The following is a 13,076-nucleotide window of genomic DNA, read 5'->3' as shown; positions in this document are numbered from 1 at the left end:
TCTTTATATACAGTGATCCATTGGTAGAGTAGGATTAAGAATTACTGAATTCAATACGCTATTCTCAGTATTTATCTTAATTTGTTGGCTATTTAAGACATATTACCTATATATGTGGGTAAAATTGCTATAAGTGACATGAAGCTCAGCAGAAGAGGTGGTCTATGGTTGCTCGAATAATCAGGCTTTTTCGCCACTATATCGCTTGTTACGATAGTTGGCTCCATAAAAATGGTTTGGACAAACCTTGTCGAAGTTGCATTCCTCAAGAGCACCCTAAACAGGACAAAGGCGAGTAATGGCCTGGTTTGATACCCATTGTCACTTGGACTTCGCGCCATTTAAGCAGGATTTACCCAGTTACTTAGCAGAGTTCAAACGCTGCAATATACAAGGCTGCGTAGTACCTGCTGTGGGCCCAGAAAACTGGCAAACCGTAGTCGACCTATCTTCCCTAAAAATGTTGAAAATTGCCCTGGGTTACCATCCATGCTTTTTAGATAAAAATGCCTTGCAGGGAGAACCTGAGTTATTGCTCGGCGAACTAGAGGCTTTAGGCCAAATAGTGCAACAGTATCGAGAGCGGCTTAGTGCATGGGGAGAGTGTGGTTTAGACGGTCGTTTCCCCGAAACCAACGCCCATCAAGAGTTTGCCTTTAATTGGCAAATAAAGGCGGCCCAACAACAAGCTTTGCCCTTACTTATCCATTCGGTGCGACTGCATGATCGCGTTGCTCATCTACTCAAACAAGCTCAGTTTGACCAAGGTGGGATTATTCACGGTTTTAGTGGCAGCTATGTACAAGCTAGCCGCTTTGTTGATTTGGGTTTTAAAATTGGCGTAGGTGGCACCATTACTTGGCCGCGTTCGGAAAAAACGCGCAAGGCCTTAAAGCGCCTACCGCTAGATGCTTTAGTGCTAGAAACCGACGCACCAGATATGCCTTTGTTTGAGATGCAACAACAGCACAATACGCCACTTAATCTCTCAGTTATTTTTGAGCAATTAGCAGCACTGCGCAGCGAATCATCTCAAGAGCTTGAGCAGCGCCTATGGGACAACAGCCTACAAGTTTTAAGAATAGAATCTTAAAGCTCTATGGCTTTGCCGGCGAATAGATACTTAAGCTAGTTAGCAAGCCTACTAAGGTTTAAGCCTTAAATTTGTCGATATGGTCGGCATTAACGGCGGCGACGGCTGCACTTACTAGAGTGGTTCCACTTAGTGGTTGTTCACTAGCGCCTAGTCGCATGGCGGGTGTCTCTCCGTTTTGGTCGGTGATGACGTAGTTAAATAGGGCGCGATTAATTTCAAATAAGGCGTCAACCGAGCTGGCGCTTTTTAGCTGCTTCGACATGTTTTGCTCAAGGTGTTCAAAGAAGTTCTGGCAAGCTTGCGGACGAGGTAAGTCGATGGGAGCGGGGACTTGCTGGCCTGAGCTAATGCCACAAAACGCACCAAAAGGCGCTGGATACCAGCGGTCATTCCACCAACCTACTTTGTTACCTGCAGCGCCCATATCTGATTGAGTACGAGGATGCTGATAGATGTAATACACATCGGCAGATTTCTCTCGTATTTGTTCAACACAGCTCATAAGAGCGGCACCGCGGATACTGCTTTCGTGTTCGATATAGTGGTGAAAATGTTCGACTTTGTGGGTAAATCCGGATAAAAGTTGAAAGTGTGCGTAAGCACAAATTGCCGGTTGAATAATTTGAGTACCGCGCAGATGCGAGGTGGGACCGTAGTGTAAATCTTCAAAGTGATAACGGTTCAGAGTAAGCTGATAACGGCGCTTTAAGGCCTCTACAATGGGACTATCTTGCAGTGCTGGTAGCCTCGTAGACGCTTGTTGCTGATAGTAAACCGAATCATTAAGCTGCAATTGCGTTTGGTTATGGGTATGCAGCAATACGTAACCTGATTGCGCCTCGCTAGAGCACAGCGCCCAAACACGTTTTTGTTCGGAAAACTCATGCACATTGCTTTCGGTATGAATCGCTAAAAACTGGCGTTTGAGAGCCATTACCTCTTGCTGGCGCGAATAAAACCGTAAACAGTGAAATAGGCGCTGTAGCAGTTGGTAATAGATTTTTGGCGCAATGTTCAGTTGCTGCATTATTTTCTGTGGGCTGTGGCCTAAGCTTAGAGAATTGAATAAACGGCACAGTTGTTCATTGCCTTTCACGTGTACTTGGGTAAAGACGCTTTGGCATTTTCGGCATTGGTAACGTTGGCTGTTAGCACCGGTTTTTCCGTAGCGTTTAACGCCGGTAGTTGGGCCTAGGAAGAAGCCAGGTTCGCAATTGCTGCAACCACAAGGGGCCTTGCTTAGGTGTAGTTTGGTGCGTTCTTCAACAATCAAGTTTACGCTGTGGCTGTCAACGAGAGGCGGGTAACTACCACACGCTTTGCAATGCAAAGCGGGATAACCCAATTGATGACTTTCGGCTAAATAGTCTGAGCTTTCGGTTAATCCAAAATTGGGGCAGCGGCAATTCTTACAGCAGTTAAACCGTTGTCTGTAGGCGAATTTTTGTTCTTTTTCAGGTTCAAGTGCTGCTGTCACTTTGTATTCCTTTTCAACATATTTAGTAACTAACTCTAGTTTGACTAATCTTTGACTATTGTCCCGTGATCAGTCTCACGATTTTTAACAACTTAGAAACTTAAACTGCCAGCCATGAACTGAGGGGCAAAACAGCAATGGCGCTGTGCCTTTAGCAAGTTCCCACGTATTTAAAGGACGAAAGAAAATGTACGAAGTTATTATTGCCTTAATTACTGGCGCGGTGGTTGGCGTGGTTTTTAGTGCTATTAAACTGCCACTACCTGCTCCGCCGGTGCTATCGGGCATCATTGGTATTTTGGGTATCTATTTGGGAGGCATGGCCTACCAAAATGTCTTGGAACGTTTTTTTTCGTAACAAATTCGTTAAGCAACTTGGCTAATCGTTTAGGTATAAGATTTGATATTTCCTATAGTTTGCTTAGTAAGGTTGTGAATCGATAGTCGCCTTAGGAAGAAGTATGGCATAAACACATTTGGTAAGTAAGGTCTCTGAAACGGCTAATAAGTCGATTAGATTTGATCTAGTTATCATTTAGGCCAAAAACCCTAGGTATGATCGCCGGCAGTAGAATCCATTGCAGCTCAGCCGGCATTAAGGTAGTTACCTGATCAGATAGTTGAATGTAATGGAATACTAAACAGACACGTTGTAGAAGGCTTCTTGTGCTGGTGGCAAGAAGATAGAAACGATGTAAGTTTCACAAAAAATATAATTAAACATTAGGGACACGTATGAACAGTACAGTAATGAGCTTGGTCGGCGTACTCGCGCTACTGGGGATTGCATTCTTGCTTTCCGATAACAAAAAACGAATTAACAAACGTACCGTATTGGGAGCTTTTGCTATCCAAGCTGGATTTGGTGCCTTTGTACTTTACCTTCCATTTGGCCAAGACGTGCTAGCTGCTGTTTCAGGTGGTGTTCAATCGGTGATTGACAGTGCCCAAGCGGGTATTAACTTTTTGTTTGGTGGCTTAGGCACTGATGCAATGTTTGGTAACGGTGTTGGCTTTGTATTTGCCATTCGTGTATTGCCTATTATTGTATTCTTCTCTTCACTCATCGCGGTACTTTACTACCTTGGCATTATGCAGAAGATCATCTTGGTAATTGGTGGTGCTCTACAAAAAGCATTAGGCACTAGCCGCCCAGAGTCTATGTCTGCTACTGCCAATATCTTTGTTGGTCAAACCGAAGCGCCAATTGTGGTTAAACCTTTCATTCCTAAAATGAGCGAGTCTGAGTTGTTTGCCATTATGGTTGGTGGTTTGGCTTCGGTTGCAGGTTCTGTATTAGCGGGTTACGCGGGTTTAGGTGTAGAGCTTAAGTACTTGATTGCTGCTTCATTTATGGCAGCACCTGGTGGCCTATTGATGGCTAAAATCATCAAGCCTGAAACTAATGCTTCTGAGCAAGATATGGACGCTACTTTAGCCGAAGAAGATCGCCCAGCTAACGTTATCGACGCTGCAGCAAGTGGTGCTTCTACCGGTTTGCACTTAGCACTTAACGTAGGTGCAATGCTACTTGCCTTCATTGGTTTGATTGCGTTGCTAAACGGCATGGTTGGTGGCATCGGTGGCTGGTTTGGTGTTGAAGACCTAACCATTGAACTTATTTTAGGTTACATCTTCGCACCGGTTGCTTGGATTATTGGTGTGCCTTGGGCAGAGGCCATTCAAGCGGGTAGCTTTATTGGTCAAAAGCTTATCGTTAACGAATTTGTTGCTTACATTAACTTTGTTGATATTCGCGAAACACTATCAGAGCACACTCAAGTAATTGTTACTTTTGCACTATGTGGTTTTGCTAACCTATCATCAATTGCAATTTTATTAGGTGGCTTAGGTAGCATGGCGCCATCACGCCGTGGTGATATTGCTCGCCTAGGTCTTAAAGCTGTAGCGGCTGCATCATTAGCTAACTTAATGAGTGCTGCACTTGCTGGTTTCTTCTTCAGCCTGCTATAAGCTAGTAAGGCTTCTTGGCAATATGCCAAGAAGCCTCTATTTCAGTTCAATCTATTGCTGCTCTGGCATTAGGTTTAATCTTAAACTTTGAGGAATAGTTATGTCTCAGTCTCTTACTGCTGTGGCGCGTCAAGCCCTTTCTTTAATGGACCTCACTACTCTTAACGATGACGATACTCGCGAGAGTGTGGCGGCTTTATGTGCTCAAGCTAAATCGGCTCAAGGCCAAGTTGCGGCTATTTGTATTTATCCACGCTTCATTCCATTTGCTCGTAAGGTATTGGCCGAACACGATGCTAGTGATGTGAAAATTGCTACTGTGACTAACTTCCCTTTAGGTGAAGATGATGTGGAGTTGGCTGTAGCTGAAACGAAGGCTGCTGTAGCCTATGGCGCAGACGAAGTAGACGTTGTATTCCCATGGCGTGCCTTAATGGCCGGCAATGAGCAAGTGGGCTTTGATCTAGTTAAAGCCTGTAAAGCTGCCTGTGGCGAGATAAAGCTGAAAGTAATTATTGAAAGTGGCGAATTAAACAGCCCAGAACTGATTGCTAAAGCCAGTGAGTTGTCGATTAAAGCGGGCGCAGACTTTATTAAAACCTCTACCGGTAAAGTACCAGTAAATGCCACGCCAGAAGCGGCAGAAATCATGCTAAAAGCGATTGCTGAATTTAACCCAGATTGTGGCTTTAAAGCCGCAGGTGGAGTTAAAAGTGCCGAACAAGCGAAAATTTACCTAGATCTTGCGACTAAAACACTTGGCGACGATTGGTTAAGCCAAGCGCATTTCCGTTTTGGCGCATCAAGTTTATTGGCTGCATTGCAAGCCACTATATCAGGTGATGAGAACGCTCAAGCTGGCGCTGGTTATTAGTTAATTCTTCGATAAGAGTTAAGGAATGCTCATGTTGTTACCCCAAGAAATTATTCGACGTAAACGTGATGGCCAAGCGCTGTCGCTGGAAGAAATCCAGTTTATGGTTGACGGTATTACCAACGGCCAACTAAGTGATAGCCAAATTGGCGCTTTTGCCATGGCGGTTTACTTCAACAGTATGAATGGTACCGAGGCTACCGCGCTAACCTGTGCAATGCGTGATTCAGGGCAAGTGCTTAACTGGGATCATCTTAATTTGCCTGGGCCTGTAGTGGATAAACATTCTACTGGTGGCGTGGGTGATTTAACGTCGTTACTCTTGGGGCCAATGGTAGCTGCATGTGGTGGCCATGTTCCGATGATTTCGGGGCGTGGATTAGGCCACACTGGCGGTACCTTAGACAAATTAGAAGCTATTCCTAATTACTCTATCAGCCCCACATCGCAGCAGTTTGAAAGCATTGTGAAGGATGTGGGTATTGCGATTATTGGCCAAACCGGTGAGTTGGCTCCAGCCGACAAACGCTTATATGGCATTCGTGATGTGACCGCTACGGTAGAGTCTATCCCGTTAATTACAGCTTCTATCTTGAGCAAAAAACTTGCCTCGGGCTTAGAAGCGTTAGTGATGGATGTAAAAGCTGGCAGTGGCGCATTTATGCCTAACTTTGCCCAGTCGAAAGCCTTGGCCGAAAGCATTGTAGAAGTGGCTAATGCTGCGGGAGTTAAATGCTGCGCCTTGTTAACCGATATGAACCAGCCTTTAGCACCCAGCGCAGGTAACGCGGTAGAAATTGCTGAAACCTTGCGTTATTTAAAAGGTGATACTTCAGCGCATCGCTTACATCAGGTAACAAAGGCTTTAGCTAGTGAAATGCTGCTATCTAGCGGTTTAGCCAGCTCTCAACAAGAGGCCGAGGGTAAACTTGCCGCTAGCATTAGCTCTGGTGCAGCCCTAGAGCGTTTTGCCAAAATGGTGAGTGCTTTAGGTGGGCCAAGTGATTTTGTTGAGCGCAGCGAACATTACCTGCCTCAAGCTAAGGTTGTGAAGCCAGTAGCCGCAAAACAAAGCGGCATGGTTAAGCAACTAGATTGCCGAGAGTTGGGCATGGCGGTAGTAGGCTTAGGTGGCGGTAGAAGTGTGCCGGGAGCCGCCATTGATCACAGCGTGGGCATTAGTGAACTAGTAGAGTTAGGCGATGTGGTAGACAAGGGACAAAACTTGTTGATGATGCATGCCAACGACGAAGATGCTTGGCAAGCAGCGGCAAAACAAATTCAACAGGCGATTAAACTCGACGAACCTAGCTCAGCGCAGGCCGATGTAAACCCTGTTTATCAGCGTATTGGTCCTTGTTAAGGAGACCCCTATGAAACGTGCAATTATATTAATGCTAGATTCCTTTGGCATTGGTGCCAGTGATGATGCCGAAAAGTTTGGCGATCAAGGTGCTAATACCATGCTGCACATTGCCGAGCAGTGTGCCCAAGGAAATGCCGATAAAGGCCGTAGTGGCCCGCTAACAATTCCTAACTTAAATCGATTAGGTTTGGGCCAAGCCTGCGGCGAAAGTGGTGGAGTATTTCCGCCAGGATTAGACGCTCAGGTTCAGCCTATTGGCAACTATGGTTATGCCGCCGAAATGTCTAGCGGTAAAGACACGCCAAGTGGTCACTGGGAAATTGCTGGCGTACCAGTATTGTTTGATTGGGGCTACTTTAGCGAGCCTGAAAATAGCTTCCCGCAAAGCTTGCTTGACGAGTTAGTTAAGCGTGCAGATTTACCGGGCTACCTTGGTAATTGCCATGCATCGGGCACCGAAGTGCTGGAGCGTTTAGGTGAAGAACATATGGCTAGCGGTAAGCCGATTTTTTACACCTCTGCCGACAGTGTATTTCAAATCGCCGCTCATGAAGAAACATTTGGTTTAGAGCGTTTGCTTAAGCTGTGTGAAATTGCTCGTGAGCTAGTGGACCCTTACAACATTGGCCGGGTGATTGCGCGTCCATTTGTGGGCAACAGCGCAAAAGAATTTGCCCGCACCGGTAACCGCAGAGATTTATCGGTATTGCCGCCAGCGCCCACCTTGTTAGACCGCATGGCAGAAGCTGGCGGTGAGGTAGTGAGCATTGGTAAAATTGCCGATATTTATGCCCAGCAAGGTATTACTCGCAAGGTAAAAGCAACCGGCCTAGAAGGCTTGTTTGATTTAACCTTGAGTGAAATGGATCGCCAAGTAGACAACAGCATCATCTTCACTAACTTTGTCGATTTCGACTCAGCATATGGGCATCGTCGTGATGTACCTGGTTATGCAGCTGCACTGGAATACTTCGATAAACGTTTACCTGAACTACTGGATAAGCTTAGCGAGGACGATATCGTGATTCTTACCGCAGACCACGGTTGTGACCCAACCTGGCCGGGCAGTGATCATACTCGTGAACATATTCCTGTCATTTTCTACGGCAAAAATTTACCCGCTAAAAATGTTGGTAAACGCGATACCTTTGCCGACATTGGCCAAACCATCGCCGATTACATGAAACTGCCTGCTTTAGAGTACGGCACTAGCTTTTTACAAGAATAACAATGACGAGCAGCAGCAAGTTGCTAGCTGCTTGGAACAAACTTAATTAGGAGACTATATGGCAACCCCACATATCAATGCAGCACCAGGTGATTTTGCAGAAACCGTATTAATGCCGGGCGATCCCTTGCGTGCAAAACACATTGCAGAGACATTTTTAGAAGACGTAGTTGAAGTAACTGGCGTGCGTAACATGCTAGGTTACACCGGTACTTATAAAGGTAAGCGTGTATCGGTAATGGGTTCAGGCATGGGAATTCCAAGCTGTTCTATTTACGCTCATGAGCTGTACACCCAATACGGTGTTGAGAACATTATCCGTGTAGGTAGTGCCGGTGCTGTAAGCAACGACATCAAATTACGCGATGTAGTGATTGCAATGGGAGCCTGTACTGACTCAAAAGTAAACCGTAGCCGTTTTAAAGGCCACGACTTTGCCGCTATTGCTAATTATGACTTGTTACGTGCAGCGGTAGATAGCGCTAAAGCACAAGGCATTGACGCTAAAGTAGGTAACATCTTCTCAGCCGATCTTTTCTATTCTCCAGAGCCTGATATGTTCGATGTAATGGAAAAACACAATGTTTATGCGGTAGAAATGGAAGCCGCGGGCTTATACGGCGTAGCTGCCGAGTGTGGTAAAGCGGCTTTGTGTGTTGTAACCATTTCTGACCATATTCGCAGTGGTGAGCAAACTACCGCAGAAGAGCGTCAAACTACCTTTAACGAGATGATCACTCTAACCCTGGAGTCGCTGCTTTAAGCTGGGCTTTTATCTTTAGTGTTATCGCTTCTAGCAGCAATGTCTGCTAGAAGTTTCTTGGCCTTTTTCGCTTCTTTTCGCTCAGCCCGCTTATTGATATTAAACAGCGTGGCAAGATGGCGTTTCCTCGATAATACCCGTGTTAACAAAAAACCAATGCTTATCGACATCAAAAACATAATCATGATTTTTGATTGGCCATTGGTGATGTAAGTATTCGCTTCGGCCAGCAGGGTTGTATGCTCTAGGGTAATACGCAAGTAGCCTAGGCTTTCACCTTGTTCACCTCTAATCTCTGCAATGTAAGGCCTACGACCTAAGCCCTCTAAGGGAGTATGGCTTTGACCTGCTAAAGGTAACAGCTGTGAAAGCGGTAAGGCTTGTTGCGATTCGGCTAAACGCAAACCTTGATGGTCATAGATGGTGGCATCTTTTACAAAATGTTCTTTGACTAAGGCATTAACCAATTCGCTCAGCTCAGCTTGGCTATTTTCACCAATATAGCCTGCGGCATTTAAAGCAGCTAACGAGGTAAGGGAGCGAGCCAGTTTCTCGGTTTGATTTTCAATTAACTGCTCACCATTGTGCTTTAGGGTCACATAGTAATAAAGTACCCAAACACAACACGCAATGGCGAGAAGCAATTGGGTGAATTGAATAATTCGATAGCGTCTTACTGCAGATTTGGCCACACGAACCTCTTTTTTATGCTTAAAGCCATTGTAGGTGCTTGCCAAACCAAAAAGCAATACGCTATCTTGATGCGCCGCAATTTTTAGAAACAAGGATCTCGTTTTGCAATCTCCACATAGTCTTGAAAGCTTACCGCAATCTTTAAGCCAATGGTCTGTGGCTTTAAAGCAGTTTCCCTACCGGGTTTGTCCTGAACAAGGGCTGGTTGAAACTCGCGAAGCTTTAACTGGTGCCTATATCTTGGTTTGGGCCAAAGAACTACTGATACCAGACTTTGCTGTATTGCGTCCCTTGGTTGATGAATCAACCGCCTTGAACTTTTGCGGGCTAATGCCAGAAGCGGGCAACATTTGCGTATTGTTGCAAAGCCAAGCTGATAGCCAATGGTGCAAGGAGAAGCTGGCGGGGCTTGAGTTTAACTTTGATTTGGTGGTACTAGATCAGCTACCAGATTTAAGCCAGCCAGGCGTAGTGTTGATGGATATGGATTCCACCACTATTCAAATTGAATGTATCGATGAGATTGCAGTGTTGGCCGATATTGGCGAACAAGTGAGCGCTGTTACGGCAGCGGCAATGCGCGGGGAGCTAGACTTTGAACAAAGCCTACGTAGCCGAGTAGCGCTGTTAAAAGATGCGCCACAAAGCATCTTAAAGCAGGTAGCCGATAACATGCCGCTGATGCCTGGTTTGCAGCGTTTAATTGACACCATCCACTCTGCTGGCTGGAAAGTGGCGATTGCCTCAGGCGGCTTCACTTATTTCGCTGAGCGTTTGCAGCAAGACTTAGGTTTTGACCACGTGCAAGCCAATGTTTTAGAAATTGAAAACGACACCTTAACTGGCCAAGTATTAGGTCCGGTGGTTGATGCTCAGGCAAAAGCCGATATTTTGATGCAGCTTAAACAGCAGTATGCTGCCAGCCAAACTATGGCGATTGGTGATGGAGCAAACGATCTTAAAATGCTAGCTGCGGCCGATTTTGGGGTCGCCATTCATGCTAAGCCTCTAGTGCAGCAACAAGCGCAGATGTCGATTAAACACAGTGATTTAGACGGCGCGGTGTGTATTCTTCGCGCCGCTAAAATGCTAGCTGCTTAGTTTTAAAGGCTGGGGTGCAGTGCTTAAGTTAAAGCGCTGCATCAACTCTTCGGTTACATCCGTCACTTCTATTACCCCTGCAACACTCCACAGCTCGTCTTCTAACTGCTTAGCGCGGTGAATCGCATAATGGCTAATGTAATCGAGTTCGCGTTGAATATATTCGGTATCTGGTCGGCCAACCCGTGATAACTGCAGGTTAAAAGCATGCACCTTGCCGCGGCCTAAACTTAGGCTAACAAACTCACGTAATTGCTGAACAGAATTAAAATTGCTGCTGCAACGTACCGATAATAACTTGTCGTTCTTTCTCGCCGTTACGGTAATTACTTCAATGTGTTCTGGGTTATCACTAGGCGCATGACTACGCAATTGAGTGGCGAGAAATGACGCTAGGTTTTCGCTGGCTAGAAACTTACTTAAGTCGGCCGTATGGGCACTGCTATCAATGTTTAACCAGTTATCGCTTGCTTGGGCGAAGGTGCCGTAATTCACACACTTAACCTCTAAAGCGCCAGGCACTTTATGGATGAACATGGCACGGCAAAATAGCGGCGCACAGAAGATTTGTCGTAGTGCGTCAGATAAACCGGCAATGGCTTTGCCTTCGGGAAGGGTTGGCAACTTATCTAAGTTGTTGTCGATAAGCTGTTTGAAAAAGGCGCTGCCTTGGTGTTGTTGGCCTTTTACTTCGATGACTTTTAAGTTGTAAATGGTGTGGCTGTTATTACAGTTGGTGACCTCATAGGCTAAGTGAGACAGCTCGAAACTCTTCACCAGCTTTTGGAACTGAGGTAGTGCCAAGTAAACTGTGTCTCCAACGCTATACTCTAGTGGCGTTTCTACTTCTATTTTCATTCCACTAATGGAGAAATCGCTGGTCCAGCCGGTTTCGTTGCTACCCTGATGTTCTACTTCTATCAAAGAGCGGTATTGGTAGCGATTTTCTTTACGCAGCTGTAAATACTTGTAATTTACCTGTTCAAACTTGCTGATTGGTTGCTTGCTCTGGTTAAACAGCGACAGCTTGTTGGGGTTACCGTCCAAGGGGTAATTTTGCTGGTAGCTTTCATCGATATGCTGGTTGGTGACATCACTTAACAAGCCAACCATGCTTAATCCATCTAAAGCTTTGGCGACACGCTCTCGTTCAATTGGCGAATCTTTTTTGGGTAAAGGAGAGCTTACCTCTGCATCGCTGGCTTGCGCAGGTTGATACTGAAACTTGAATACCTTCCAGCTGGGTTTGCGACAGCCAAAGGCGAAGTAAAGATCGCGCAGTTCTGGATGCTCGGCAAGCTCTTCGCTGCTGGCTGAGTAGAAAAATAAGCGATTGTTCGCAGTATGAGTAAAGCAATAGATCAGGCTTTCACCGCTGCTTAAGGCTTGGTAGCGCATCATCCTTGGTGGATGAAACAGTTGAGATAAATGACTGTGGTTAGTTTCATCGCGCCAATAAGAGAGCAGGTCGAGATTATTCTGCGTGGCTAAGGCATAACGCAGGCTTGCTGGCGTTTGGCCGCTAAAATACAAAGGCACGCTGCTTAAACGCGGCATTAAGTATTGTTCATAACCTTTGGTGATAACTGCTGCTGTAATGTTGTCGACGTCTACTTTGTAACGCCCGCGATAGGAGCGTAAAAAGTTTTTGAAGAAGTTATTAAACTCTTCGCTTGGGTCAACCACGATCATTCTTACCCATTGCTGCTGACCCTTGCGGTCGATTCCGACCACTTTATATTCGGTGCCAGCGCTTAATACGCGGTTTACAAACTCTTTTTCTAAGCCGGTGAAATATACGAAGTAATGTTCATCTACAGAGAACTCTCGCTGGCTATCGACCTTAGCACGCAGGCCAGATACCGACATGTTGGAGGTTTTAGCATCAAATAGCGCACCGTCTACACCCGCCATTCGCAGTGGTGCAGTGAGGTGCATGCGCTCTTCACTTCTGCCGATATAGTGGCCTAAACGCACGGCCCTAGCGATGATATTTTTGGGGCGCCGCGCAGCGGCTTCTTGCGGGCTAATATTTTTCTTCTGCATCACCTTGAAGTTGTTCTCGGTAGTTTGCAGTTTCTCGTAGATGCCTAGTGTGTATTGTTGGTTATAGAGTTTTAGCTGCTGTTTAAATACCTTAATGGCGATGTCATCGAGGTAGTGGGTTTTACCTTGGTAGTGAAACTCTTGGCATTCGCCGTCTACTTTTCCTCGAAGGTCTACCAATCGTTGGCAAGGTGCGGATAGACGATTCATTTCCATTTTGAGCAAGAAACTTTCATTATTAGGAAGGTCTTGAGTTGCGCGCTTAAATACTTGGTTAAAGTCGCTGCTTCCCAATAATGGTAGTAATCGTTCTATTAAGGCGTAGTGCTTGCTTTCCGACATGTTGCTGGGTATTAATCCTTAATCATTGGTTTTACTGTCAAAACTCTGTCTCAATCTTTACAATCTTCAAGATCAAAGCAAAGATTGTGCCTTGAGAGAGATTCAAGGCAAGTACT

General features: G+C 45.6%; 11 protein-coding genes. 8 read left to right on the top strand and 3 right to left on the bottom strand.

From position 1 onward, the window contains the following. The first annotated feature begins 298 nt into the window (after positions 1–298). Positions 299–1,093, top strand: a complete 795-nt coding sequence (locus tag LQZ07_RS20430; protein ID WP_152784367.1) for a TatD family hydrolase — start codon at positions 299–301, stop codon at positions 1,091–1,093. A 58-nt stretch (positions 1,094–1,151) separates the two neighbouring features. Here the strand turns inward: LQZ07_RS20430 and LQZ07_RS20425 are convergent, their stop codons facing one another. Next, complete coding sequence (locus LQZ07_RS20425) at positions 1,152–2,573, bottom strand: hypothetical protein (RefSeq protein ID WP_152784368.1); 1,422 nt, start codon at positions 2,571–2,573, stop codon at positions 1,152–1,154. A 187-nt stretch (positions 2,574–2,760) separates the two neighbouring features. Here LQZ07_RS20425 and LQZ07_RS20420 point away from each other — a divergent pair, with 187 nt between their 5' ends. From LQZ07_RS20420 to deoD, 6 genes are all read left to right on the top strand, one after another. Beyond that, the gene (locus LQZ07_RS20420; RefSeq protein ID WP_016401421.1) at positions 2,761–2,931 is read left to right on the top strand and encodes a XapX domain-containing protein; all 171 of its coding nucleotides are present in this window, start codon (positions 2,761–2,763) and stop codon (positions 2,929–2,931) included. A gap of 377 nt (positions 2,932–3,308) precedes the next feature. Next, the gene (locus LQZ07_RS20415) at positions 3,309–4,547 is read left to right on the top strand and encodes a NupC/NupG family nucleoside CNT transporter (RefSeq protein WP_152784370.1); all 1,239 of its coding nucleotides are present in this window, start codon (positions 3,309–3,311) and stop codon (positions 4,545–4,547) included. A 100-nt stretch (positions 4,548–4,647) separates the two neighbouring features. Continuing rightward, a complete protein-coding gene (deoC, locus tag LQZ07_RS20410; protein WP_016401419.1) occupies positions 4,648–5,421 on the top strand; it encodes a deoxyribose-phosphate aldolase in 774 nt (257 codons plus the stop codon). A gap of 31 nt (positions 5,422–5,452) precedes the next feature. Continuing rightward, positions 5,453–6,784, top strand: a complete 1,332-nt coding sequence (gene deoA, locus LQZ07_RS20405) for a thymidine phosphorylase (protein ID WP_152784373.1) — start codon at positions 5,453–5,455, stop codon at positions 6,782–6,784. 10 nt (positions 6,785–6,794) lie between these two features. Next, positions 6,795–8,015 carry a phosphopentomutase gene (locus LQZ07_RS20400; protein WP_152784374.1) on the top strand — a complete coding sequence of 407 codons (1,221 nt, stop codon included), beginning with the start codon at positions 6,795–6,797 and terminating at the stop codon, positions 8,013–8,015. A 58-nt stretch (positions 8,016–8,073) separates the two neighbouring features. After that, positions 8,074–8,778: a purine-nucleoside phosphorylase gene (gene deoD / locus LQZ07_RS20395; RefSeq protein ID WP_016401416.1), complete on the top strand. Its 705-nt coding sequence runs from the start codon at positions 8,074–8,076 to the stop codon at positions 8,776–8,778. On the opposite strand, the gene LQZ07_RS20390 is transcribed toward deoD, so the two are convergent. Continuing rightward, entirely contained in the window at positions 8,775–9,563 is a 789-nt protein-coding gene (locus LQZ07_RS20390; protein WP_016401415.1) for a YtjB family periplasmic protein, read from the bottom strand. The genes deoD and LQZ07_RS20390 overlap by 4 nt on opposite strands. Before the next feature lie 10 nt (positions 9,564–9,573). On the opposite strand from LQZ07_RS20390, the gene serB reads away from it, so the two are divergent. Continuing rightward, positions 9,574–10,572 (top strand): phosphoserine phosphatase SerB, encoded by a 999-nt coding sequence (gene serB, locus LQZ07_RS20385; RefSeq protein WP_227981521.1) that lies wholly within the window; start codon positions 9,574–9,576, stop codon positions 10,570–10,572. Here serB and LQZ07_RS20380 read toward each other — a convergent pair. After that, the gene (locus LQZ07_RS20380) at positions 10,561–12,960 is read right to left on the bottom strand and encodes a PilZ domain-containing protein (protein WP_152784376.1); all 2,400 of its coding nucleotides are present in this window, start codon (positions 12,958–12,960) and stop codon (positions 10,561–10,563) included. The two genes, serB and LQZ07_RS20380, sit on opposite strands and share 12 nt — an antisense overlap. Positions 12,961–13,076 lie beyond the last annotated feature (116 nt).

It is taken from the genome of Agarivorans sp. B2Z047 (genome assembly GCF_023373605.1).
Lineage (GTDB): Bacteria > Pseudomonadota > Gammaproteobacteria > Enterobacterales > Celerinatantimonadaceae > Agarivorans > Agarivorans albus.
Note: the sequence above shows the minus strand (reverse complement) of the source record. Positions and strands in the feature narration are given on the sequence as shown.

What these genes read in the sequence shown, in the direction of transcription:
- LQZ07_RS20430 (WP_152784367.1), top strand. Translation starts at nt 299, where the DNA reads ATGGCCTGGTTTGATACCCATTGTCACTTGGACTTCGCGCCATTTAAG.
- LQZ07_RS20420 (WP_016401421.1), top strand. Translation starts at nt 2,761, where the DNA reads ATGTACGAAGTTATTATTGCCTTAATTACTGGCGCGGTGGTTGGCGTG.
- LQZ07_RS20415 (WP_152784370.1), top strand. Translation starts at nt 3,309, where the DNA reads ATGAACAGTACAGTAATGAGCTTGGTCGGCGTACTCGCGCTACTGGGG.
- deoC (WP_016401419.1), top strand. Translation starts at nt 4,648, where the DNA reads ATGTCTCAGTCTCTTACTGCTGTGGCGCGTCAAGCCCTTTCTTTAATG.
- deoA (WP_152784373.1), top strand. Translation starts at nt 5,453, where the DNA reads ATGTTGTTACCCCAAGAAATTATTCGACGTAAACGTGATGGCCAAGCG.
- LQZ07_RS20400 (WP_152784374.1), top strand. Translation starts at nt 6,795, where the DNA reads ATGAAACGTGCAATTATATTAATGCTAGATTCCTTTGGCATTGGTGCC.
- deoD (WP_016401416.1), top strand. Translation starts at nt 8,074, where the DNA reads ATGGCAACCCCACATATCAATGCAGCACCAGGTGATTTTGCAGAAACC.
- LQZ07_RS20380 (WP_152784376.1), bottom strand. Translation starts at nt 12,960, where the DNA reads ATGTCGGAAAGCAAGCACTACGCCTTAATAGAACGATTACTACCATTA.